Here is a 23,292-nt window from a genome sequence, read left to right on the forward strand (position 1 = left end):
CTGAAGCCATGTGCGGAATTGCCGGAATCTTTCATCTGACCACGCCCAAGCCGGTCGATCCTGCCCGGCTTGAACGGATGTGCGAAGTCATGGCCCATCGCGGGCCGGACGGGCAGGGCACCTGGACCGCGCCGGGCGTCGGGCTGGGCCATTTGCGCCTGTCGATCATCGACGTGGCCGGATCGCCCCAGCCGATGGCCGCCACCGATGGCCGGGCGATGCTGGTGTTCAACGGCGAGATCTACAACTTCCGGGAGCTGCGCGAGGAACTGCGCGGCGCGGGCGCGACGTTCCACACCGATGGCGACAGCGAGGTCATTCTGGCCGCCTGGCAGCGCTGGGGGCCAGATTGCCTGCCCCGCCTGCACGGGATGTTCGCCTTCGCGATATACGACCTCGATCAGCGCACCCTGTTCCTGGCGCGCGACCGGATGGGCGTGAAGCCGCTGTTCTATGCCCCATTGAGCGACGGCAGCATTGCGTTCGCCTCGGAACTGAAGGGCCTGACCGCACACCCCCTGCTGCGGCGCGAACTCGATCCGCTGGCGGTGGAGGATTACCTCGCCTGGGGCTATGTCCCCGATCACCGCTCGATCCTGCAGGGCGTCCACAAGCTGCCCGCCGGGCATTCGCTGCTGCTGCGCCACGGCGCGCCGCTGCCCGCGCCCAGCCAATGGTGGGACGTCTCGTTCGCGGATCGCCGCGCGGGCCGGGCCGCCGATCTGGAAGCGGAGCTGCTCCACCTGCTGCGCCAGGCCGTATCGTCGCGCATGGTGGCGGACGTGCCGCTGGGCGCGTTCCTGTCGGGCGGGGTGGACAGCTCCAGCGTGGTCGCGCTGATGGCGGAAATCAGCGGCGATCCGGTCAAGACCTGTTCCATCGGATTCGATGTCGCCGCGCTGGATGAAAGCAATTACGCGGCGCAAGTGGCCCGCCAGTTCGCTACCGATCACCGCGCCCGCAATGTCTCGCCCGATGATTTCGACCATGTCGATACGCTGGCGGGAATGTTCGACGAACCCTTTGCCGATGCATCGGCCTTGCCAACCTGGCGGGTGTGCCAGCTGGCCCGCGAATCCGTGACTGTGGCGCTATCGGGCGACGGCGCCGACGAAGCCTTCGCCGGATACCGCCGCCACGCGTTCCAGCATGGCGAGGACCGGCTGCGCGCGATCCTGCCGCAGGCCTTGCGCGGGCCGGTGTTCGGCGGGCTGGGGGCGATCTATCCCAAGGCTGACTGGGCCCCGCGCCCCTTGCGGGCCAAGACCACGCTGCTCAGCCTCGCCGCCAGCAGCGAGGCGGGGTATGCCCGTGCGATCAGCGTGTTGCCGCCGGAACTGCGCGACAGCCTCTATTCACCCGAATTCCTGCGCCTGCGCGGCGATTACCGGGCCGAACAGCCTTTCGAGGAGCTGATGCGCCGTGCGCCCGCCTGCTCTGGCCTGGACCGCGCGCAATATGCCGACATCAAGTTCTGGCTCCCCGGCGATATCCTGACCAAGGTTGACCGCACCAGCATGGCGGTCAGCCTTGAGGCGCGTGAGCCCCTGCTCGATCACCGCCTGGTCGAATTCGCCGCCAGCCTGCCCGAAAACCTCCGGCTCAGGCGGGGCGAGGGCAAGTGGCTGCTGAAGAAGACGATGCAGCGCTATCTGCCGGACAACATCCTGTATCGGCAGAAGCAGGGCTTCGTGACCCCGATTGCGCAATGGTTTCGCGGGCCACTGGCCGAAACGGCACGATCTATCGGGTCGAACGCCGCCTTGGCACGCGCCGGGTGGTTCGACGCACGGGCGATTTCCGCGATGGCCGAGGCACATATTGCCGGCCATTCCGACCATTCGCGGCTGCTTTGGCAGCTGGTCATGCTGGACCGGTCGCTGTCCCGATTGGGGATCGCGGCCTGACCGCGCTTGACCGCGCGGTGACTTTGATTAGCCTCTCCGAATAAGTAATTGAACGGAAACGCCGGGGGAGGGGATACCATGGGCGAAGAGGCCGAACCGCAAGGCAGGCGGACCACGCTGCGCAAGATCGCGGTGGTGCTGGCGGTGCTGGCGGCGCTGTTCTTCGGCGGCAAGGCGCTGGGCTGGTGGGGTTCGGCCGACGATGGTGCCTTCAAGCTCTACGGCAATGTCGAGATTCGCGAGGTTCAGCTGGGCTTTCGCGTGGGCGGGCGGATCGAACGGCTGCTGGTGGATGAAGGGGACAAGGTTACCCCCGGACAGGTGCTGGCCGAACTGGATACCCGTCCCTTGCAGGACAAGCTGGCCCAGGCCGAGGCCCGGCTGGCCGGGGCTGCCGCGCTGGCCAGCCGTGACATCAACGGATCGCGTCCGCAGCAGATTGCCGAAGCGCGGGCCGCGCTGGCCAGCGCCGAGGCCGCGCTGGTCGAGGCGCGCCGCCAGCTGGAGCGGCGCCAGTCGCTCGTCGGCAAGGGCTTTATCAGCCGTGCCGAAGTCCAGACCGCCGAGGCCGGAGTGGACGCTGCCCGCGCCCGCGTGGACGCCGCCCGCGCCGCGCTCTCGCTGGCGCAGGAAGGTGTGCGGGATGAGGAACAGGCCGCCAGCCTCGCCAACCGCAGCGCGATCGAGGCCGAGCGCCGGGCCGTGACCACCGATCTGACCGACGCGGTGATCCGCGCGGCCGAACCGGGGCAAGTGCTGACCCGGGCCCGCGAAGTCGGGGCCATCGTCCAGCCGGGGCAGACCGTGCTGACGCTGGCGCTGACCCAGCCGGTGCGGGTGCGCGCCTATATCGCGGAGCCGGACCTGCCCAAGATCCGGCCCGGACAGGCCGTGAAAGTTCGCGTCGATGGCAGCGACCGGGAATGGGATGGGCGCATCGGCTTCATCTCCTCGGTCGCGGAATTCACGCCCAAGACCGTGCAGACCGAGCAGCTGCGCACCGATCTGGTCTATCGGGTGCGGCTGACGGTCAACGATCCCGGCGGGCAATTGCGACAGGGACAACCGGTAACCGTGATCCTGCCAAGCGGCCGGAACTGAGGCGCAGGGCGTGACCGCGCCACCGCTCCTCCGGCTTGACGGCGTGTCCAAGCGCTTCAAGGGCGCGCGCCGCGGTGCGCCGCCGGTGCAGGCGCTGGATGGAGTCAGCCTTACGCTGGCGCCGGGGCGCTTGCTGGGGCTGGTCGGCCCCGATGCGGGCGGCAAGACCACCTTGATGCGGATCATGGCCGGCCTGATCGAACCGGATGCCGGCGTGGTAGAGGTGCTGGGCGCCCCGGTGGCCGCGCTCGACCGGGGGCGGGTTGGCTATATGCCGCAGGGCGGGGCGCTCTATGCCGAACTGTCGGTGCAGCAGAACCTGGAACTCTATGCCCGGCTGCGCGGAGTGGAGCCGCAAGAGAACCCGGAACGGATGGAGCAACTCTATGCCCTCACCGGACTGGCTGCGTTCCGGGATCGCCCTTCGGGCAAGCTATCCGGGGGGATGCGCCAGAAACTCGCGCTGGCATGCGCTGTCGTGGCCGCGCCGCCGCTGATGCTGCTCGATGAACCTTCGGTTGGGGTCGATCCGGTCTCGCGGCGGGAAATCTGGCAATTGGCGCAGGAACTCGCCGGTCCGGGCAGCAGCATTGTCTGGACGACCTCGATCCTCGAGGATGCGGAGCGCTGCGACGACGTGCTGCTGCTGCATGACGGGCAGGTCCGCTATGCCGGGCCGCCTGCGGGTCTGGCGGAGCGGGCGGCGGGCAAGGTCTGGTTCACGCCGCTGCCCGATGCGGGCCGCCGCCAGTCGCTGCAATCCGCGCTGGAACGGCCGGATGTCGTTACCGCCTCGATCACCGGGGCGGGTCTGCGCGTTGTCAGCCGGACCGGGGCCGCGCCAGCGGGGGCGGGCTGGGAGCCGGTTGCCGCCAGCGCCGAGGAAGGCTTTGCCGCCACGCTCGACGATGGCCTGCCCTTGGCCCCCAGCGCGCTTGCCGCCGGGTTCCCGCTGCGCGGAACGGGCGCGAACAAGGCGGCGATCGCGGCCGTGGGCCTGACCCGGCGTTATGGCAGCTTCACGGCCGCGCAGGACATTTCCTTCACGGTCGCGCCGGGTGAGATTTTCGGCCTGCTTGGCCCCAATGGCGCGGGCAAGTCGACCACGTTCCGGATGCTCTGCGGATTGCTCGCGCCCAGCAGCGGTCGGGGGACCGTGGCCGGGCGCGACCTGTTGACCGCCCGTGCCGCCGCGCGCGAGGCCATGGGCTATATGCCGCAGAAGTTCTCGCTTTATGGCGACCTGACCGTCGCGGCGAACCTGAAATTCATAGCCGGAGCCTATGGCCTGAATGGCAGCGCGGCGAGCGAGGCGATCGAGCGGGTGGTCGGCGCGCTGGGGCTGGAGGAATACTGGGCGAGCGGGGCCGGGCTGTTGCCGCTGGGGATCAAGCAGCGCCTCGCGCTGGGCGCGGCAGTGCTGCACACCCCGCCGGTGCTGTTCCTGGATGAGCCGACCTCGGGCGTTGATCCGCTGGTCCGGCGCGAGTTCTGGCACCACATCAACGCCATCGCCGCGCGGGGCACGGCGGTGCTGGTGACCACGCATTTCATGGACGAGGCCGAGAATTGCGACCGGTTGCTGCTGGTCAACCAATCCGAAGCCATCGCCCAGGGCACACCGGCCGACCTGAAGCGTCACGCCAGCCAGCGTGGCGGCGCGGCCATGCTGGAGGAGGCGTTCATTGCCCTGATCATGGCCCAGCGCGCCGAAGCGGCGGACGCGGCATGAGCGCGGGCGATCCCTTGCTGTGGCGCCGCGCTGCCGCGATCCGGCGCAAGGAATGGGCGCAGGTCTGGCTCGATCCGTCCACCTTCGGGCTGGTGGTGCTGATGCCGCTGATCCTGATGTTCCTGTTCGGCAGCGCGGTGACACTCGACGTTCACGGCACCCGCACCGGCGTAGTCGATCAGGATCACACCCGCGCCTCGCGCGAGTTCATCGCCACGCTCTCGCGCAATTCCTATTTCACGGTCGAGGAAGGCCCGTCCGTCGCCGCGCTGGAGCAGGGGCTGCGCACCGGCGACGTGCGCGGGATCGTGGTGATTCCCGATGGCTTTGAAACCGGCCTTGCCCGCTTGCAGCCGATTGACGTCCAGCTGATCACCGACGGCAGTCAGGTGAATACGGCCACGTTCCTCACCGGCCACTTGCGCGGCGCGCTGAAGGAATGGGTGGAGGCGGAGGCGGGGGAACTGGACATCCCGGTCACGCCGGTGCTGAAGATCCTGCCGCGCTATACTTACAATCCGGGGCTGGAGAGCCGGTTCATGCTGGTGCCGGGCGCCATCGGGATCGTCATGGCGATGATCGGCAGCCTGCTGACCGCGCTGATCATGGCGCGCGAGTATGAACGCGGGACGATGGAGGGGCTGCTGGCCACGCCCATCGCGATTCCCGCGCTCGTGCTGAGCAAGCTCATTCCCTATTACGTGCTCGGCCTCGCCTCGACCGCGCTGTGTGTCGTGGTGGCGGTGTTCGGGTACGGTCTGCCCTTTCATGGCTCGGTGCTGGCGCTGTTCCTCATTGCCTCGGCGTTCCTTGCGGCGGTGCTGGGGCAGGGGCTGCTGATTTCGGCGGGAACGAAGAACCAGTTTGTCTCCACCCAGTTCGCGCTGCTCTCGGGCTTCCTGCCCTCGCTGCTGCTGTCCGGCTTCCTGTTCGAAATCGATTCGATGCCGACGGCGATCCAGTGGCTGACCTACATCGTCCCGGCGCGCTACCTGATCCCCTCGCTGCAGAGCGTATTTCTGGTGGGGGACGTATGGCAACTGTTCCTGCCAAACATCGCGATCCTGTTGTTATTCGGTGCTTTCTTCTTCCTGCGCGTCACCCGCGCGATCACGCGGAGGATCGCGTGAGCTGGTGGACCCGCGTCAAGGCCATGGCGCTGAAAGAGCTGAAGGTCGTCCTGCTTGACCGGCGGGTGCTGACCACGCTGGTCATTTCGCCCATCGTCCAGCTCATCCTGTTCGGCTTTGCGACCACGCTGGAAGTGCGCAATATCGACATCGGCGTGGTCAACCGCGACAATGGCGTTGCATCCGAACAGTTCCTCTCGGCCCTGGCGGGCAGCCGCAACGTCCGGGACATTGCCTTCTATCCCAGCGAAGCGGCGTTGCGCGAGGGAATCGAACAGCGCGAAATTCTGGCCGGACTGGTGATTCCGCCAGACCTCTCGGCCCAGTATGTCAGGCGGGAAACGGCGGAAATGGGCCTGCTGCTGGATGGACGGCGGATCAATGCCGCACAGATCGTGGCCGGATACCTGGCCGATATCGCCAACGATACCGGCACGATGCTGCGACCCGAAAGCGCCCATCCCGAACCCGAAGTGGTCGCCCGTCATTGGTGGAATCCGAACCTGGAGTATCGCTGGTTCACTCTGCCGGGGATGATCACCCTGATCACCACGGTGATCGTCCTGTCGGTTTCGGTCCAGGCGATCGCGCGGGAACGCGAATTTGGCACATATGACGAATTGATGGCCTTGCCGATGCGGCACTGGGAAATCCTGCTGGGCAAATGCGTTCCCGCCTTTTGCGTCGGGCTGTTTAACAGTGGGCTGTATGTGCTGATCATCCCGCTGGTGTCGGATGTGCCCTTCAACGGGTCACTGCTGGTGATGCTGGCCGCGCTCGCCAGCTTCAGCCTCGCCATAACCGGCATCGGGCTTGCGATCTCCACCGTATCGCAAAACCAGCAGCAGGCGTTTCTGGGCGGGTTCCTGGTGATCGTGCCGATGATGCTGCTGTCGGGCTACGCCAGTCCGGTCGATGGCATGCCGCAGTGGCTGCAACTGGTTTCGCGGATTGATCCGCTGAGCCATATGTTGACCATCTGCCATGGCCTCTTTCTGAAGGGGTTGCCGCCAGCGCTCGCGTGGCCGCATATCTGGCCGATGCTGTCCGTGGCGCTGATCGCGCTCGGCGCCGCACTGGGATTGCTGCGGTTGCGGTCCGACTGACCGGAAATGGGACTCACGGGTTGCAAACCGGTTAATATTTCCTTTGCCAACCGACTCCCGCGTAGCATACTCTCCGTTGTGTTGCGGCTCGAAAGTCCCGTCACGGATGGAAATTAGTTTTATTTCAGAGGGGTATATGGATCGTATCTCAAGCGATCTTGGAGATGGCGTTCGCTCCTCTGGCGACCACGCGCAGCCGGCTATCGCCTTGCCGGAAGATCACGAGGAGCTACTTGCCCAATCGGCCCAGCGACTTGCGGTTCCAGCGGAATTGCTCGGCCTGGACGAGCTGGACGTGCTTTACGACGCGTCGGCTGAAGCGCTCTGGACGTTCATGCGGCCAGCTGTCCGGCCCAGTTTTACCCCCACGATGCTGGGCGATTTCGCGGCCTGGCAGCGCCTTATCGCCAGTCATTTCGGGCCGACCGGAGTGCCGTTGAAATACCTCGTGCTGGGCAGCCGCGCGCCTGGGGTGTTCTGTTTCGGGGGCGATCTGGAATTGTTCCAGGGCCTGATCCGCAGCGGCAACCGCGAAGGCTTGGCTGCCTATGGCTATCGCTGCGTGGAAATCCTCTATCGCAACATCACCGCGCTGGATCTGCCGATCCTGACCATCGGGCTGGTTCAGGGACAGGCGCTTGGCGGCGGGTTCGAGGCGCTGCTCTCGTTCGATCACATCATTGCCGAGCGGGGTTCGACCTTCGGTTTGCCCGAGGTCATGTTCGGGCTGTTCCCCGGCATGGGCGCACACGCGATCCTGTCGCGCAAGCTGGGTGCGGCCATGGCCGATCGGGTCATCCTCAGCAACGAAACCTATTCGGCCGAACAGATGTACGATCTGGGGATCGTGCATCAGCTGGCCGAACCCGGCGAGGGGATGGCCGCGGTGCGCGACTTCATGGCGAAGTCCAGCCGTCGTCATGCCGGTCTGATCGGCGCGCGCCGGGCCAGCCGCCGGGCCAATCCCATCACGCTCGAGGAACTGCGCGATATCGTTGATCATTGGGCCGACGCGGCCCTGCAACTGCGGGAACAGGACCTCAAGCTGATGCAGCGGCTCGCCAGCGCTCAGGCGCGGCTTCCGCGCGCCGCCAGCGCCGCCTAGGATCCTGTTCCTCGCGGGTGTCGACCAGCACCACTTCGGCCGGGTCCACGGCTTCGACCGTGATGGCGGCCTCGCCGGTGATCGCAACGCCGTCACGCGGCTGGGCCAAATGGCCATTCACGCGGATCCGTCCGGTCGGGGCAACCAGGTACTGGCGCCGGGCAGGATCGGCTTGATAGGTCACCGTGTCTCCCGCCGCGATCGTTGCGGCCAGCACGCGCGCATCGCAGCGGATCGGCAAGGCGTCATCCTGTTCAGGCGTGCCACTGGCCATGATCTCCCAGCGCCCGGCGCGCTCGCCGCGCGGGAATTCGCGCTGGCCCCAGCCGGGTTGCTCACCCGCCCGGTCGGGCAGGATCCAGATCTGGAACAACGTCGTCGTCTCGTCTTCCAGGTTGTATTCGGCGTGGGTGATCCCTGTTCCCGCGCTCATTACCTGGACGTCGCCCGCACCGGTCCGGCCCCGGTTGCCCAGGCTGTCCTGGTGGGTGATCGCCCCGGTGCGCACGAACGTGACGATCTCCATGTCGCGGTGCGGGTGGGGCGGAAATCCGCTCTTTGACGCAATGACGTCATCGTTCCAGACGCGCAGCCGGCCCCAGCCCATCCGGGCAGGATCGTGATAGTCGGCGAAGCTGAAGTGGTGGGTGGCCTCCAGCCAGCCGTGATTGGCGTGGCCCAGCGTGGCGAACGGTCGAATTTCAATCATGTCTGCAATCCACCTCGGCGGGGTGTTGCCGCCGGAATGGTGTGCAGATGGGGATTGCGCCGGGACGTTCAAGGGAACCGACAAACGTCAACGGATGCTGGAATGTGATGTTGTAACATCTTGCTTCCTGCGCTAGGAGCCTGCGGGACATGGTCGCGCGCTGGATCCTGCGGCCGTTCGGGAGTTACGATGAATACGCAGTTTTTGCTTGGAACGAGTGTTGGTCTGGCGCTGCTGGCGGTTGCTTCGCCGGCACGGGCGCAGGCCGTCGATCACGACGATGCAAACGACATTTATCACACCCATGACGACCGTGACATTGTCGTTACCGGGGCGGTGCAGGTTTCCCGCAAGGACGTGCTGTCGGGTGTTGCGGTCCTGCGCGGTGAGGAACTGACAGCAGCGCTGCGCGCTTCGATCGGCGATACGCTGGCCCACACGCCGGGCGTTTCGGCCACATCGTTCGGTCCCAGCGCTTCGCGGCCCGTCCTGCGCGGTTTGCAGGGGGAGCGGGTGCGCGTGCTCTCCAATGGGATTGGCTCGATCGACGTATCGAACACGTCGGCAGACCATGCGCCTGCCATCAATCCGCTGCTGGCCCACCGGATCGAAGTGCTGCGCGGTCCGCAGTCACTGCAATATGGGTCGGCGGCGATTGGTGGTGTCGTCAACGTGATCGACCACCGCATTCCCGTTGCCGAGCCGGACGAGCCGGTGCACCTGGCCATGCTGGGCAGCTATGGCTCCGCCGCGGATGAGCGCTCGCTCAGCGGTTCGGCCGATATCGCGCTTGGTGGCGGCCTCGTGGCGCATTTCGATGGGTCATACTTCAAGTCGAACGACCTGCGGATCGGGGGCTATGCGCTGACCCCGGCACTCCGGGCGGAAGCCCTCGCGTCGAGCTTGCTCCCGCACGAGGAGGACGAGCACGAGGAGGAAGGGCATGACGAACATGACCATCATGACGAGGAGATCGATTTCGCCGCGAACGCTGGCGTAAAGGATCGCCTGCCCAACAGCGCCGCGCGCACCTGGACCGCCGGGGCGGGGCTGGCCTACATCAACGAGGGCGACAGCATCGGCGTGGCATACAGCCGCTACGACAGCCGCTATGGCATTCCGATCCGCCTGGCGACGCAGCCCGGCCAGCATCAGGAAGCGCCTGTTCTGCATCTCAAGCAGGATCGCATAGACGCCAAGGCGGAAGTGCTGGTCAGCAGTGACCTGCTTGAAAAGGTCGCGTTCCGCTATGCCTACGGCAACTACAGCCACGCCGAAATCCTGCCGGACGGCACGACCGGAACCACCTTTTTCAACAAGGGCATGGAAGGCCGGTTCGAACTGGTTCAGGCTGATCGCAATGGCTGGACGGGTGCCAGCGGCATCCAGTTCGTGATGCGCGATTTCAATGTGGTGGGTGACGAGGCCTATCTGCCGCGCAACGATACGCGACAGTTCGGATTGTTCACCGTCCAGCAATTGCAGCGCGGGCCGTTGCGGCTTGAGGCTGGTCTGCGGTTCGAACGTTCGCGCCTGGAATCCAAGCCGCTGCCCGATCAGGCGCAGTTCGTCCCCACGTCGCTGACGTATGAATCCTATTCCGGCTCGATTGGCGCGGCCTATGATGTGGCGCCGGGCTGGAAGATCGGCGCGAATCTGTCCCGCGCGGAGCGGTCACCCTCTGCCGAGGAGCTGTTCGCCAACGGGCCGCACCATGGCACCGAGACCTATGAAATCGGCAACCTGGCCCTGCGCAAGGAGCGGGCGACCAGCGTCGAGGCGATCCTGCGCGGCAGCGGGAACGGCTTCGATGTGGAAGCATCGGTCTATCACAGCTGGTTCGGCAACTTCATCTACGAATCGCGCACGGGCGCGTTCGAGGATGGCATGCCGGTCTATCAGATCAGCCAGGCGGACGCGAAACTGTACGGGTTTGAAGTGCAGGGCGAAGTGACGCTGGCCAAGCCCGGCATCTGGACGATCAAGGCCGACGCCCTCGCCGACTGGGTCCATGCCGAAATTACCGGACAGGGGCCGGCGCCGCGCATTCCGCCGCTGCGGGTGCTGGCCGGTTTGTCCGCCCATTCGCCCAGGCTGGATCTGCGTGCCGAAGTCGAACGGGTGAGCCAGCAGGACCGGGTGGCCGCGTTCGAGACGGTGACGCCCGGCTACACGACCGTGAATGCCGAAATCGCCTATCGCCCGTGGGGCAAGGAACGGCCGCTCAGCTTCACGCTGGCTGCGCACAACCTGTTCGACGTGACGGCGCGCCGCCATGCCTCGTTCCTGAAGGATTATGCGCCACTGGCAGGCCGCGACATTCGCCTGACGGCCCGGCTCGAATTCTAAGCGAAAGCTGCCTATTCCTCGCCGTGGCCGGCGGCGAGGTAATCGGCGCTCTGCATTTCCATCAGGCGGCTGATGGTGCGGTCGAATTCGAACCGCCCGTCACCGCTTGAGTAGAGTTCCTCCGGTGCTGCATCGGCCGTGGCCAGCAGCTTGACCTTGTGTTCATAGAGCGCGTCGATCAGCGTCACGAAGCGCGCGGCCTCGTTGCGGTTTTCCGGCCCCATGCGCGGAATGCCGACCAGGATCACCGTGTGATAGGTCTGGGCAATGGCCAGGTAGTCGGACGCTCCGCGGGCCTCTGCGCAAAGTCGCTTGAAGCTGAACACGGCCACGCCCTTCAGGCTTTTGGGCACGTGAAGGATCCGGCCGCCGCCGGCGTCCAGATCGGCCGAGGGAACGTGCGCGCTGTCTTCCGGAGGATAGTCGGTCAGCCGGAAGAATGCCTCGCGGACCTGGGCCGTGGCGGCATCGCCCAGCGGGGTGTGCCAGGTGCCAATCCCGCCAAGCCGCTCCAGCCGGTAATCGACCGGACCGTTCAGCGCCATGACGTCCAGTTCACGCTCGATCAGGGCAATGAACGGCAGGAAGTGCTCGCGGTTGAGCCCGTCCTTGTAGAGTTCCGACGGTGCGCGGTTGGAGGTGGTGACGATCGTCACGCCGTGGACCGTGATCAGCGCCGTGAACAGGCGCGACATGATCATCGCATCGGCAGAATTGTTGACCACCATCTCGTCAAAGGCTAGCACGCGCAGGCCTTGCGCCAGCGCGGCGGCCACGGGGGGAATCGGGTCGCCCGTCTCGCCCTTGCGAGCTTCGCGCAGCCGGGCATGCACTTCCAGCATGAACGCGTGAAAATGGGCGCGGCGCTTTTCCGGGATGACCAGGCTGTCATGGAACAGGTCCATCAGCATCGATTTGCCACGCCCGACGCCGCCCCACAGGTAGAGGCCACGCGGGGAGGGGGGCTTCTTCTTGCCGAACAGCTTGCCGATCAGTCCGGTCGGGGCAGGGGCTTCCAGATCCTGTTGCAGGCGATCGAGCCGCGCCGCGGCTGCGCGCTGCTCCGGGTCAGGCCGGAGTTCGCCAGCCGCAACCAGGTCCTCGTACCGCGCCAGGACGCGTGTCATCGGGCCGATGGCTTGCGCACGATCCCGGTGAACGAGGCGACCAGATGTTCGTCCGCTTCGCCCTGCACGACCGTGCCGCGCAGGAACACCAGTCGCTTCGTCTCGCGCATCACTTCAACCACCGCGTCGAGCGGAACGCCGGGTTTGCCCGCGCCGATGAACTGGCTGGAAAGCTCAAGCGTGACCGAACCGCCCGCATCGCCGCCGGTCAGCATCCGCATCGAGGCGAACAGGGCGACGTCGATCAGGGCCAGCGTGATGGCCCCGTGAACCATGTCCAGCAGATTGGTGTGCCGCCGTTCGGGAAACATCCGCACCCGGCACAGCGTGTCACTGTCCTTGCGCACCAGCATGTGGCCCATGGTCTGGGCGTTGAAGCGGGTGTTGTCTGCCAGGTTCCAGGTGTGCCAGCCCGGATTGTCCGGGTCTGGCTCATGCCGGATATGCGGGAATTCGCTCACTTAGACGTGGCGCTCCGCCTGCATCTTCTTGATTTCCGCAATGGCACGCGCCGGGCTCAGACCCTTGGGGCAGACGTTGGCGCAGTTCATGATCGTGTGGCAGCGGTAGAGGCGGAAGGGATCTTCCAGCTCGTCCAGGCGCTCGCCGGTCATTTCATCGCGGCTGTCGGCCAGCCAGCGATAGGCCTGAAGCAGGATCGCCGGACCCAGGAACTTGTCGCTGTTCCACCAGTAGCTCGGGCACGAGGTGGAGCAGCAGGCGCACAAGATGCACTCATAGAGGCCGTCCAGCTTCTCGCGCTGTTCAGGCGACTGCAGGCGCTCCTTGCCCGAAGGCGTGGTCGAGACGGTCTGCAGCCAGGGGCGGATCGAGGCATACTGGGCATAGAAGTGCGTGAAATCGGGAACGAGGTCCTTGATCACTTCCATGTGCGGCAGCGGCGTGATCCGCACCTTACCCTTGAGGTCTTCGATGGCGGTGGTGCAGGCCAGGCCGTTGCGGCCGTTCATGTTCATCGCGCAGGACCCGCAGATCCCCTCGCGGCAGGACCGGCGGAAGGTCAGAGTCGGGTCCATTTCCGACTTCATCTTGATCAGCGCGTCGAGCACCATCGGCCCGCAGTTGTCGAGGTCGATCTCGAACGTGTCGTAGCGCGGATTTTCACCGCTGTCGGGATCATAGCGATAGACGGTGAACTTCTTCACCCGGGCGGCGCCATCGGCCTTGTGGTGAATGCCCTGGCCCTTGATCTTGCTGTTCGCGGGAAGAGTGAAGGTTGCCATATCAATCCCTGTCGCTGCGCGGCGCGTTCAGCCGCTTTGCGCCTCTCTCTAGCGATTCATCGCGCTGGGGCAAGCTAGTCCTTGGGGGAAAATTTGCGTCTCAGCCAAGCCAGCTGGTGATCAGGGCGGCGATTGCCATGCCGGTCATGATGATCGCGGTGATTGCCACGCCCCGCACGAGCGCCGTCCCCCGGGTGTCCCGGGTCAGCCATGACGACTCACCCGGGACAGATGCAGGGGAAAGTTGCGACCCATTTCGTCCAGGCCCATCACCAGAGTGCGACCCGACAGGACCCGACGACGAAATACTTTCCGCGCCTTTCCCCTCGCCGTCGGAGGCCTGTTCGGGAAGCTGGATTTTCTGCCATGTTGGCGGAAAAGTGGCGGAAATCCGCTGAAAATTCTCCAATTCCTGGCGATAGAGCCGCGCCAGTTCGCCGCGCGGGATTCCTCCAAGGCGGCCCCGGATCATCTCGATCCGCTGGTTTACGGCCGACTCGGAAATGCCAAGCAGCGCCGCGATTTCCTTGCTGGTGCGATTGTCGGCCACAAGCGCCAATACTTCGCGCTGCTTTTCAGTCAGCTGCGGCAATAATTTCAAGTCAGTTGAATGGCTTGTCGGCGCTTCCATGCGGTAAGACCTTAGACCCGCCATCGCGCATGCACAATTGCCGGAATGTCGATGCTGTCATTTATGCATGTAATTCCAGAGAGTCCTGGCGGAGCGTAATCCGCCCGGCCGAGGGGGGCTTGCGCGTGTCAGCGCCGGGCATGGACCAAAGGGGGCATGGCGGCGCACCGGGATCAGCTTCACTATGCCGCAATGACAAGGCGTGCGGTAGTGATCGGGGCGAGTGGCGGGATTGGCAGCGCTATGCTGGCAGAGCTGCGGCGACGGCATGATGGCATCATGTTGTATGGTCTGGCGCGTGCGCCCGATCGCGTCGCTCACGCCGGTTGCCAGATTCTGTTTGCCGACCTGGAGGATGAGGGCAGCATTGCCCGCGCCGCGCAGCGCGTTGCCAGCGAAGGCCCGCCGGATCTGGTGCTGGTGGCCACGGGCGCCCTGACGCTGGACGACGGCACCGGCCCTGAAAAATCGCTGCGGGCGCTGGATGCCTCCGCCATGGCCCGGTCCTACGCCGTCAACGCCATCGGACCGGCATTGGTGGCGAAGCACTTCCTGCCCATATTGCCGCGCGACCGGCGCGCGGTGTTTGCCGCCATTTCGGCGCGGGTGGGGTCGATATCGGACAACCGGCTGGGCGGGTGGCACAGCTACCGCGCCTCCAAGGCGGCGCTCAACATGCTGGTCCGGGGTGCCGCAATCGAACTCGCGCGCACGCACCCCCGGGCCCTGGCGGTGACATTGCATCCGGGAACGGTCGATACCGGCCTGTCCGCCCCGTTCCAGCGCGCGGTCGCGCCGGAAAAGCTGTTCAGTCCAGCCCAGAGCGCCGGGCATCTCCTTGATGTGATCGAGGGGCTGGGGCCGGAAGACAGCGGCCATTGCTTTGCATGGGATGGAGCGCGCATCCCATTCTAACTTTCCCTCCTGCCGGAATCTGGCATCATGCCCGGCAACAAGAGCTGAACGAGGGGGCGTCGATGGGACTGGGCAGCTGGTACGAGGAACATGTCGTCCCGCGCTTCATCCAGTGCGCGTGCAGCGCGCCGGGTATCATGAAACTGCGGGAACAGGTGGTGCCGCTGGCCAGCGGAGCCGTATTTGAAATCGGCTGCGGCGGCGGGATCAACCAGCCGTTCTACGATCCCGGCAAGGTCACGTCGTTTTCGGGCATGGACCCGTCTGCCAAGGGGCTGGAGTATGCCCGCGCGGCGGCGTCGGCAAAGGGCTGGGCTGCGGACATCCGCCCCGGTTTTGGCGAGGCCATTCCGTTTGGCGACGCCAGTTTCGACAGCGTGGTCTGCACCTTCACGTTGTGCTCCGTGCACGACCAGGCCCAGACCTTGCGGGAGCTGCGCCGGATTCTGAAACCGGGCGGGCGGCTGCTCTACGCCGAGCATGGGCGTGCACCCGATGCGGGGGTGCGCAAGTGGCAAGGGCGTATCGAGCCGGTGTGGAAGCGTCTTGCCGGCGGATGCCACCTGACGCGTCCAGTCAACGGTGCGGTCGATCAGGCCGGCTTTGCGGTGCATGCACTGGGGCAGCGCTACACACCCAAAGTTCCGAAATGGGCGGGCTGGATGGAGTGGGGCGAAGCCGTCCGGGCCGAATAGGCCATTCCGATTCGAGCAAATGGAAAGGCCGCCGAAGCGTCTGCTTCGGCGGCCTTGTCATCAGGTTCGAACCTGGCGGCGATCAGTCGCCGAAGGTGCGCTGCCACCAGCCGCGACGCGGCGGTTCGGCGGGGGATTCCTCGGCGGGTACCTCGTCCGCGGCGGCAGGCTCGGCGACTGGCTCGGCAGCAGCTTCGGTTGCGGTTGCGGCAACCGGCTCGGCTTCCGCCGCGACATCCGCCTTCTTCTTGCGGGTGCGCTTGGGCTTGGCCGGCGCTTCCTCGGCAGCGGCTTGAGCAGCGACCTCAGCCACCGGTTCAGCAGCAGCTTCGGCCACCGGTTCGGCTTCGACTGCGGCATCCGCCTTCTTCTTGCGGGTGCGCTTGGGTTTGGCCGGCGCTACCTCGGCAGCGGCTTCAGCGGCGACTTCCGCCACCGGTTCAGCAGCAGCCTCCGTCACCGGTTCAGCTTCGGCTGCGGCATCCGCCTTCTTCTTGCGGGTCCGCTTGGGCTTGGCCGGCGCTTCCTCGGCTACGGGAGCCGGGGCATCCGCCGCGTCAGCCACCGGTGCGGCATCGGCTTCGGCGGTTTCGGCAGCAGCGACTTCCGACTGCTCGTCAGCGGATTCGCCTTCGGCCTGCTCGCCGTTCTCGCCTTCACCGCGACCACGGCCCCCACGCCGACGACGACCGCGACGGCGACGCTTGCGCGGCGCTTCACCGTTGTCGCCTTCGTTTTCGGCCTGCTCACCATCGGCGTCTTCGTCGGATTCGCCTTCGCCTTCGGTTTCTTCGCGTTCACCGCCTTCTTCGGCGCCACGATCCTCGTCGCGGCTGCGACCACCCCGGCGGCGGCGCTTGCGACGACGCTTGCCGCGATCCTCGCCTTCGTCCGAATCCCGCTCACGGCGCTCTTCCGCTTCGATTTCGTCGTCGAAATCGTCCTCGATCACCTCATCCTCGACGTCGTCGACGATGGGTTCGAACCGGGGCACGAATTCCGGACGCGGACCGGACGAAACGACGCGCATTTTCGCGCCTTCGTTCTCGCCCTCGGGCAGGACTTCCACGCGCACGCCATAGCGTTCCTCGATCTCGGCAAGATCGGCGCGCTTGGCGTTGAGCAGGTAGACGGCCGCTTCGGTCGACGCATAGAGCGAGATGACCGAACCCTTGCCCTTGGCGGCTTCGTCCTCGATCAGGCGCAGGGCCGAAAGGCCGGCGCTCGACGCGGTGCGGACCAGGCCGGTGCCGTCGCAGTGCGGACAGCTGCGGGTGGTCGCCTCCAGCACGCCGGTGCGCAGGCGCTGGCGGCTCATTTCCATCAGGCCAAAGCTGGAGATGCGGCCAACCTGGATACGGGCGCGGTCGTTCTTGAGCGCGTCCTTCATCGCCTTCTCGACCTTGCGGACGTTGGAGCTGTACTCCATGTCGATGAAGTCGATCACCACCAGCCCGGCCATGTCGCGCAGGCGCAGCTGGCGGGCGATTTCACGGGCAGCTTCGAGGTTGGTCGACAGCGCCGTCGCCTCGATCCCGTGCTCCTTGGTGGAACGGCCGGAGTTGATGTCGATCGACACCAGCGCTTCGGTCGGGTTGATGACGATATACCCGCCGCTCTTCAGCTGGACGACCGGATCGTACATCGCGGTCAGCTGGTCCTCGGCGCCATAGCGCTGGTAGAGCGGCACCGGATCGGAATAGGCCTTCACCCGCTTGGCGTGGCTGGGCATCAGCAGCTTCATGAAATCGCGGGCGGCGCGGTAACCCTGCTCACCCTCGACCACGACTTCCTCGATCTCGCGGTTGTAGATGTCGCGGATCGCGCGCTTGATAAGGTCGCTGTCCGAATGGATCAGCGCCGGCGCAGAGGATTTCAGCGTGTTCTCGCGGATCTCGTCCCACAGGCGGGCAAGATAGTCGAAGTCACGCTTGATTTCGGTCTTGGTGCGCTGGAGCCCGGCGGTGCGGACAATGCAGCCCATCGACTTGGGCAGATCCAGTTCCGCGATGATCGACTTCAGCCGCTTGCGGTCCGAGGCCGAGCTGATCTTGCGCGAGATCCCGCCGCCGTGGCTGGAGTTCGGCATCAGCACGCAATAGCGGCCCGCGAGGCTGAGATAAGTGGTGAGGGCGGCGCCCTTGTTGCCGCGTTCTTCCTTCACGACCTGCACCAGCAGCACCTGGCGGCGCTGGATCACGTCCTGGATCTTGTAGCGGCGACGCAGGGCCATGCGCTTGGCGCGCAGCTCATCGGCTTCCTTGGCGTGGCCGCGGCCATTGCCGCCCTGACGGCGGCGACCGCGCCCGCGGCGGCGGTTGTCGCCCGCGTCGCCTTCGGCTGCTTCTTCGCCTTCGTGGTCGAACGCGTTTTCGATCTGGCCATCCTCAATGGTGGCCACTTCGTCCTTTTCGGCCGTGTCGACTTCGGTCACGCCGCCGAAGTCATCGTCATGATGCGCTTCGTGGCTGGTGCCGGCCATGTCGTCGGCCAGGCTTTCGCCCAGTTCGTCGTCACCGACGAAATCTTCCTCACCCTCGGCGATGGCGCGCAGAGCGGCTTCTTCCTCGGCGTGAGCGGCTTCTTCGGCCAGCAGGGCTTCCCGGTCTTCCTTCGGGATCTGGTAGTAATCCGGGTGGATTTCGCTGAAGGCCAGGAACCCGTGGCGATTGCCGCCGAAATCGACGAAGGCCGCCTGCAGCGACGGTTCGACGCGGGTTACCTTGGCGAGGTAGATGTTGCCTTTGATCTGCTTGTGTTCAGCGGATTCAAAGTCGAATTCTTCAATCCGGTTGCCCTTCAGCACCGCCACCCGGGTTTCTTCCTGGTGGCGCGCATCGATCAGCATGCGCTGCGTCATTATAAATTCTCCGTGCGCGCGGCGGCCGCTTCGGCCTTGCGAAAAGGCCTGAGGCTGGCTGGCCGGCGCGATTGTATGCGAAACAGCCGCATCTGGCCGGGATCATCCCTGGCTGGCGCGCGGCGGTGTGTGACAAGCCGCTGCCTGCAAGAGGCGTTGCGGCGGCGTGTTGCGTGTCTGCGGGAATGACAAGGCGCGGCGATTGCGGCAGCGCAGGACCAGCCATCCACATCGTCCAGCCCGAGGCGGGCTGAGACGGACAGGACGGCAAACGGCTTCTCATTCCAGCATCAACCTGTGTGATTCCGGGGAAACAATCCCGGAATTCTCCCTTGCCGAAGGTCCCTGCCTCCTCAAGATCGAGGGGGTTCTGTCTTCGGTGCGATCGTGCCTAGCACCCGATCGCAATTGCGGCAAGTTCATTACAAAGCGATGAAGATGAAGCGCGAAAGATTGCGCAGGGCGCGCCCTGACTCTAAGTCACCTCGTGATGCGCCGCGCCGTTCTTTTGCTGCTGTTGTTTCTGGCCCCCGTCGCGGTGTTCGCTGGCATGGTTGCGGTCGATCGCATTTACGGCGCGCCGGGGAGGGGCTGGGACTATGTCGTCACGGTCCTGCTACCCTCGACTGAAAACGGCGGCAACCTGCCTGAAATCCTGGGGCCGGCCGATGCGAGCCGCCCCCTGGTGGTCATCGATGCCGGACACGGCGGCAAGGACCCCGGCGCCGGTGCGGGCGAAATCAAGGAAAAGCAGCTTACTCTCGCGCTGGCGCTGGCGCTGCGCGACGAGTTGCTGCGCGGCGGCGGCGTGCGGGTCGCGCTGACCCGTTCCGACGACCGGTTTCTGGTGCTGAGTGACCGCAACAACATTGCACGACGCCTGGGGGCGGACTTGTTCATTTCGCTCCACGCAGACAGTACCGAAGTGGGCAGCAGCGCGCGGGGGGCGACGGTTTACACGCTGTCAGAGCGTGGCAGCAACGAAACCGCCGAGCGCATGGCCGCGCGGGAAAACGCCGCGGACGAAGTCAACGGCGTCAGGCTGGAAACGCAAAGCGCCGCCGTCAACGCGGCGCTGGTCGACCTGTCGCAGCGCCTGGCCAATGCCCGGTCCGAGGAGTTTGCCGCCCTGATCCTGCGCGAGGGCGAGGGCAAGCTGCCGTTTCGGGAGCGCGCCGGCCAGTCCGGCGCATTCGTGGTGCTGAAATCGCCGGATGTGCCCTCGGTGCTGTTCGAAACCGGGTATATCAACAATCCCGAGGATCTGGCCCGGCTCAGTTCCCGCGCTGGCCAGGCGGCGATTGCCGAAGTGCTGGCCAGCGCCATCCGGGTCTATTTCGCGCGGCAGGCGGTGCCGCAGATCGGAACATGAGCCGCCACGCGCGGTTCGTCCCGGCCAGTGGGTAACCGTGGAAGGCGCTGGCAAAACGCGCTTTCGCCGTGCTAGAGGCCGCTGGAGATGTCGGAATCCGAACCCCCTGAGCACCCTGAGCGGGAATCCGTCCGCCTGCGTATCCGGCGCGATGCCCGGAACCTGTTCACGCGGGTGCGCGACTGGCTGGGCGACCTTGCCATCGGCCACTGGGCGCGTGAACAATGGCGCGGCAGTAAGTGGTTCCGCATCGGTGGCTATGCGCTGGGCGCGCTGCTGGCCTTCAATCTGCTGCTCTGGGCGCTGGTTACACGGTCGCTGCCGTCGGCGGACACCCTGCTGACCTATCAGCCGCCGCTGCCTACGATGGTGCGCGGGATCGATGGCGAAATCGTCTATTCCTACGCCCGTGAACGCCGGGTGCAGCTGCGGTATGTCGATTTCCCGAAGCCGCTGGTGAATGCCTACCTTTCGGCGGAGGACAAGACGTTCTGGACGCATGGCGGGGTGGATTACACCGGGCTGGCTGGCGCCGTGATCGACTATGTGACCAAGTTCGGATCGGGTGAGCGGGCCAAGGGCGGTTCGACCATTACCCAGCAGGTCGCCAAGAACATCCTGATCGGGGACGAGTATTCGATCACCCGCAAGCTCAAGGAAATGATCGTCGCGCGCCGGATCGAGGGCGTGCTGACCAAACAGCAGATCCTTGAGCTCTATCTCAACGAAATCCCGCTTGGCCGTCAGAGCTTTGGCGCACAGGCGGCCGCGCGGGCCTATTTCGGCAAGGACGTTGCCGACCTCCAGTTGCACGAGGCGGCATTCCTGGCGATCCTGCCGAAGGCGCCGGAACGCTATGGGCGCGCGCAGTATGCCGATCAGGCACTGGAACGGCGCAATTACGTGCTGGGGCAGATGGTCGACAACGGCTGGGCCACTCCGGCGGAGGCGGCCGCCGCCAAGGCGCAGCCACTCGGCGTGATCCCGCGCCGGGCTGACAGCTACGACGCGTCGGTCGGCTATTTCGTCGAGGAAGTTCGCCGCACCCTGATCGAGAAGTATGGCGAAAAGGCCGAGGACGGCCCGAACAGCGTGTATGCGGGCGGGCTGTGGGTGCGCACGTCGCTGGATACGCAATTGCAGAAATCCGCGCAGGACGCCCTGCGTGCGGGCCTGATGCGCTATCACGCCGGGCGCGCGTGGACCAAGCCGATCGAGCATGTGGACCTGAGCGGGGACAAGTGGCTGGGGCCGCTCGTTTCGCTCAACAAGTCGATCAACTATCAGGACTGGCGCGTGGGTATCGTGGTCAGCCGCAGCGGATCGCAGGCGACCATCGGGTTTGCTGATGGCAAGACCGCGCCGCTTACCGGCTTGCCGCCCGCGCTGAAGGCCGGTGACGTGATTGCCGCCGCACCGGTGGGCAATGCCTGGGCCGTGCGAACCATCCCCGAAGTGTCCGGCGGCATGGTCGCGCAGGACCCGCGCACGGGCAGGGTGCTGGCCATGCAGGGCGGGTTCGACAGCGGCCTTGCCAGCTTCAACCGCGCCACGCAGGCCCAGCGCCAGCCGGGTTCGACGATCAAGCCGTTTGTCTATGCCACCGGGCTGGACCAGGGGATGACCCCGGCCAGCGAAGTGCTGGACGGGCAGTTCTGCGTCTATCAGGGCGCGAAACTGGGGCAGAAGTGCTTCCGCAACTTTGACATGCGCGGAGCGGGGGGCACTCACACGATGCGCTGGGGGCTGGAACAGTCGCGCAACCTGATGACCGTGCGGATCGCCAATGACGCGGGCATGGACAACGTGGTCAAGACCATCTCCGACGTTGGCATCGGCAAGTACCAGCCGTTCCTGTCGTTTGCGCTGGGGGCGGGCGATACCACCGTGTTGCAGATGACCAATGCCTATGCCGCGCTGGCGAACAACGGGGTGCAGTTCACCCCGACGCTGATCGACTTCGTGCAGGATCGTAACGGCAAGGTGATCTGGCGCGCCGATACCCGGCGCTGCAACCAGTGCAACATGGCGCAGTGGGATGGCAAGCCGATGCCGCGCCTGGGCCAGCGGGGCAAGCAGGTGCTCGATCCGCGCACGGCCTATCAGGTGGTGCACATGCTGGAAGGCGTGGTGACGCGCGGAACCGCCGTGGTGCTGCGCGATCTCGGCCTGCCGCTGTTCGGCAAGACCGGGACGACGACCGGGCCGACCAACGTGTGGTTCGCGGGTGGTTCGCAGAACATCGTCGGGGCGGTCTATATCGGGTTCGATCAACCGCGCTCGCTGGGTGGCTACGTGCAGGGCGGCACGTTCGCCGCGCCGATCTTCAAGCAGTTCGTGCAGGGCAGCCGTTCGCGCTGGAGCAGCGTGCCGTTCGTCGCGCCGCCGGGCATCCATATCGTCAAGGTCGACCGGGTGAGCGGCAAGCAGGTCTTTGCCGGCAATCCCACGGACGAGCCGAAGGCCGCGATCATCTGGGAAGCGTTCAAGGCCGATACCGAAGCGAAGCGGACCACGCGGCGCGACGAACTGGCCGCCCAGCGCGACCAGTTGCTGGCCGCGATCCGGCGGGGTTCGGCGCCAAGCGAGGATATCGTGACCGACGGGGAAACCCCGGTCACGTCGCCCAGCATTGCCGCCGACAGCAGCGTTACCGTGCAATAATCACGGCCTTTGGGCGGTCTGGACAAGACGCACGCATGCGCGCAATCTGTGCCGCATGATGAACCTGCGCATGCTGCTCGCCGCTCCCGTCGCCGTCGTGATGGCCCTGTCCGCTCCGGCCTCCGCCGAATTGCCGCAGGGTGCGAAGGCACCGGGCTTTGCCACGCAGGGCGCGTTGGCGGGGAAGGTCTTTGGCTTCAACCTCAGCGCCGCGCTGCGCAAGGGGCCGGTCGTCCTCTATTTCTATCCCAAGAGCTTCACCCAGGGCTGCACGCTGGAAGCACACGGCTTTGCCGAGGCGATGCCGGAATTCCGGAAGGCCGGGGCCAGCGTGATCGGCCTGTCGGCGGACACGATCGATACCCAGGTCCGCTTCTCGACCGAGGCGTGCCGCGATGCTTTCCCCGTTGGCGTTGCCACGCCCGCGATCATCCAGGGCTACAAGGTGGCGCTGACCAAGCCGGATGGTTCGGCAACTGGCCTGACTTCGCGCACCAGCTATGTCATCGGCCGCGATGGCACGGTGAAGATGGTCTACACCAACATGAACTATGCCGAGCACGTGAAGCGCACGCTTGAGGCGGTGCGATCGCTCCAGCCCAAGCGCAAGGGCTGAACTGTCCCGCGATGCGACACTGAAAACTT

18 protein-coding genes are annotated in these 23,292 nt (G+C 65.7%); 12 read left to right on the plus strand and 6 right to left on the minus strand.

Annotated features, from left to right (window positions below; all coding sequences use genetic code 11):
- Positions 1–8: 8 nt before the first annotated feature.
- The 6 genes from IE113_RS07105 (at position 9) to IE113_RS07130 (ending at position 8,081) form a co-directional block, all read left to right on the plus strand.
- Positions 9–1,907 (plus strand): XrtA/PEP-CTERM system amidotransferase, encoded by a 1,899-nt coding sequence (locus IE113_RS07105; protein ID WP_189539917.1) that lies wholly within the window; start codon positions 9–11, stop codon positions 1,905–1,907.
- A gap of 78 nt (positions 1,908–1,985) precedes the next feature.
- The gene (locus IE113_RS07110; protein ID WP_189539919.1) at positions 1,986–3,008 is read left to right on the plus strand and encodes an HlyD family secretion protein; all 1,023 of its coding nucleotides are present in this window, start codon (positions 1,986–1,988) and stop codon (positions 3,006–3,008) included.
- Positions 3,009–3,018: 10 nt separating this feature from the next.
- Positions 3,019–4,740 carry an ATP-binding cassette domain-containing protein gene (locus IE113_RS07115; RefSeq protein ID WP_189539921.1) on the plus strand — a complete coding sequence of 574 codons (1,722 nt, stop codon included), beginning with the start codon at positions 3,019–3,021 and terminating at the stop codon, positions 4,738–4,740.
- Positions 4,737–5,870 (plus strand): ABC transporter permease, encoded by a 1,134-nt coding sequence (locus IE113_RS07120; protein WP_189539923.1) that lies wholly within the window; start codon positions 4,737–4,739, stop codon positions 5,868–5,870. The genes IE113_RS07115 and IE113_RS07120 overlap by 4 nt, the downstream gene beginning before the upstream one ends.
- Complete coding sequence (locus IE113_RS07125) at positions 5,867–6,976, plus strand: ABC transporter permease (protein WP_189539925.1); 1,110 nt, start codon at positions 5,867–5,869, stop codon at positions 6,974–6,976. The genes IE113_RS07120 and IE113_RS07125 overlap by 4 nt, the downstream gene beginning before the upstream one ends.
- A 136-nt stretch (positions 6,977–7,112) precedes the next feature.
- The gene (locus IE113_RS07130; protein WP_189539927.1) at positions 7,113–8,081 is read left to right on the plus strand and encodes a crotonase/enoyl-CoA hydratase family protein; all 969 of its coding nucleotides are present in this window, start codon (positions 7,113–7,115) and stop codon (positions 8,079–8,081) included.
- Here IE113_RS07130 and IE113_RS07135 read toward each other — a convergent pair.
- The gene (locus IE113_RS07135) at positions 8,017–8,790 is read right to left on the minus strand and encodes a pirin family protein (RefSeq protein ID WP_189539929.1); all 774 of its coding nucleotides are present in this window, start codon (positions 8,788–8,790) and stop codon (positions 8,017–8,019) included. The two genes, IE113_RS07130 and IE113_RS07135, sit on opposite strands and share 65 nt — an antisense overlap.
- Before the next feature lie 189 nt (positions 8,791–8,979).
- Between IE113_RS07135 and IE113_RS07140 the strand changes: the two genes are divergently transcribed.
- On the plus strand, positions 8,980–11,139 hold the full coding sequence (locus IE113_RS07140; protein ID WP_189539931.1) for a TonB-dependent receptor: 2,160 nt from the start codon (positions 8,980–8,982) through the stop codon (positions 11,137–11,139).
- A gap of 11 nt (positions 11,140–11,150) precedes the next feature.
- Here the strand turns inward: IE113_RS07140 and zapE are convergent, their stop codons facing one another.
- From zapE to IE113_RS07160, 4 genes are all read right to left on the minus strand, one after another.
- Positions 11,151–12,266: a cell division protein ZapE gene (gene zapE / locus IE113_RS07145; RefSeq protein ID WP_189539933.1), complete on the minus strand. Its 1,116-nt coding sequence runs from the start codon at positions 12,264–12,266 to the stop codon at positions 11,151–11,153.
- Positions 12,263–12,727, minus strand: a complete 465-nt coding sequence (locus tag IE113_RS07150; RefSeq protein ID WP_229822185.1) for a PaaI family thioesterase — start codon at positions 12,725–12,727, stop codon at positions 12,263–12,265. The genes zapE and IE113_RS07150 overlap by 4 nt, the downstream gene beginning before the upstream one ends.
- Positions 12,728–13,510, minus strand: a complete 783-nt coding sequence (locus IE113_RS07155) for a succinate dehydrogenase iron-sulfur subunit (RefSeq protein ID WP_189539935.1) — start codon at positions 13,508–13,510, stop codon at positions 12,728–12,730.
- Positions 13,511–13,610: 100 nt separating this feature from the next.
- A complete protein-coding gene (locus IE113_RS07160; RefSeq protein ID WP_229822186.1) occupies positions 13,611–14,141 on the minus strand; it encodes a helix-turn-helix transcriptional regulator in 531 nt (176 codons plus the stop codon).
- Positions 14,142–14,297: 156 nt separating this feature from the next.
- On the opposite strand from IE113_RS07160, the gene IE113_RS07165 reads away from it, so the two are divergent.
- Positions 14,298–15,056 carry an SDR family NAD(P)-dependent oxidoreductase gene (locus IE113_RS07165; RefSeq protein ID WP_229822187.1) on the plus strand — a complete coding sequence of 253 codons (759 nt, stop codon included), beginning with the start codon at positions 14,298–14,300 and terminating at the stop codon, positions 15,054–15,056.
- A gap of 62 nt (positions 15,057–15,118) precedes the next feature.
- Positions 15,119–15,751 (plus strand): class I SAM-dependent methyltransferase, encoded by a 633-nt coding sequence (locus IE113_RS07170; RefSeq protein WP_189539938.1) that lies wholly within the window; start codon positions 15,119–15,121, stop codon positions 15,749–15,751.
- Positions 15,752–15,833: 82 nt separating this feature from the next.
- On the opposite strand, the gene IE113_RS07175 is transcribed toward IE113_RS07170, so the two are convergent.
- Entirely contained in the window at positions 15,834–18,611 is a 2,778-nt protein-coding gene (locus IE113_RS07175) for an Rne/Rng family ribonuclease (RefSeq protein ID WP_189539940.1), read from the minus strand.
- A gap of 490 nt (positions 18,612–19,101) precedes the next feature.
- Between IE113_RS07175 and IE113_RS07180 the strand changes: the two genes are divergently transcribed.
- The 3 genes from IE113_RS07180 (at position 19,102) to IE113_RS07190 (ending at position 23,263) form a co-directional block, all read left to right on the plus strand.
- The gene (locus IE113_RS07180; protein ID WP_189539942.1) at positions 19,102–19,983 is read left to right on the plus strand and encodes an N-acetylmuramoyl-L-alanine amidase family protein; all 882 of its coding nucleotides are present in this window, start codon (positions 19,102–19,104) and stop codon (positions 19,981–19,983) included.
- A gap of 87 nt (positions 19,984–20,070) precedes the next feature.
- On the plus strand, positions 20,071–22,647 hold the full coding sequence (locus tag IE113_RS07185) for a penicillin-binding protein 1A (protein ID WP_189539944.1): 2,577 nt from the start codon (positions 20,071–20,073) through the stop codon (positions 22,645–22,647).
- Positions 22,648–22,702: 55 nt separating this feature from the next.
- The gene (locus tag IE113_RS07190) at positions 22,703–23,263 is read left to right on the plus strand and encodes a peroxiredoxin (protein ID WP_308430046.1); all 561 of its coding nucleotides are present in this window, start codon (positions 22,703–22,705) and stop codon (positions 23,261–23,263) included.
- Positions 23,264–23,292: the final 29 nt, after the last annotated feature.

It is taken from the genome of Novosphingobium arvoryzae, from assembly GCF_014652615.1.
GTDB classification, from domain to species: Bacteria; Pseudomonadota; Alphaproteobacteria; order Sphingomonadales; family Sphingomonadaceae; genus Novosphingobium; species Novosphingobium arvoryzae.

What these genes read in the sequence shown, in the direction of transcription:
- IE113_RS07105 (WP_189539917.1), top strand. Translation starts at nt 9, where the DNA reads ATGTGCGGAATTGCCGGAATCTTTCATCTGACCACGCCCAAGCCGGTC.
- IE113_RS07110 (WP_189539919.1), top strand. Translation starts at nt 1,986, where the DNA reads ATGGGCGAAGAGGCCGAACCGCAAGGCAGGCGGACCACGCTGCGCAAG.
- IE113_RS07120 (WP_189539923.1), top strand. Translation starts at nt 4,737, where the DNA reads ATGAGCGCGGGCGATCCCTTGCTGTGGCGCCGCGCTGCCGCGATCCGG.
- IE113_RS07130 (WP_189539927.1), top strand. Translation starts at nt 7,113, where the DNA reads ATGGATCGTATCTCAAGCGATCTTGGAGATGGCGTTCGCTCCTCTGGC.
- IE113_RS07135 (WP_189539929.1), bottom strand. Translation starts at nt 8,790, where the DNA reads ATGATTGAAATTCGACCGTTCGCCACGCTGGGCCACGCCAATCACGGC.
- IE113_RS07140 (WP_189539931.1), top strand. Translation starts at nt 8,980, where the DNA reads ATGAATACGCAGTTTTTGCTTGGAACGAGTGTTGGTCTGGCGCTGCTG.
- zapE (WP_189539933.1), bottom strand. Translation starts at nt 12,266, where the DNA reads ATGACACGCGTCCTGGCGCGGTACGAGGACCTGGTTGCGGCTGGCGAA.
- IE113_RS07155 (WP_189539935.1), bottom strand. Translation starts at nt 13,510, where the DNA reads ATGGCAACCTTCACTCTTCCCGCGAACAGCAAGATCAAGGGCCAGGGC.
- IE113_RS07160 (WP_229822186.1), bottom strand. Translation starts at nt 14,141, where the DNA reads ATGGAAGCGCCGACAAGCCATTCAACTGACTTGAAATTATTGCCGCAG.
- IE113_RS07165 (WP_229822187.1), top strand. Translation starts at nt 14,298, where the DNA reads ATGGCGGCGCACCGGGATCAGCTTCACTATGCCGCAATGACAAGGCGT.
- IE113_RS07170 (WP_189539938.1), top strand. Translation starts at nt 15,119, where the DNA reads ATGGGACTGGGCAGCTGGTACGAGGAACATGTCGTCCCGCGCTTCATC.
- IE113_RS07175 (WP_189539940.1), bottom strand. Translation starts at nt 18,611, where the DNA reads ATGACGCAGCGCATGCTGATCGATGCGCGCCACCAGGAAGAAACCCGG.
- IE113_RS07180 (WP_189539942.1), top strand. Translation starts at nt 19,102, where the DNA reads ATGCGCCGCGCCGTTCTTTTGCTGCTGTTGTTTCTGGCCCCCGTCGCG.
- IE113_RS07185 (WP_189539944.1), top strand. Translation starts at nt 20,071, where the DNA reads ATGTCGGAATCCGAACCCCCTGAGCACCCTGAGCGGGAATCCGTCCGC.
- IE113_RS07190 (WP_308430046.1), top strand. Translation starts at nt 22,703, where the DNA reads ATGATGAACCTGCGCATGCTGCTCGCCGCTCCCGTCGCCGTCGTGATG.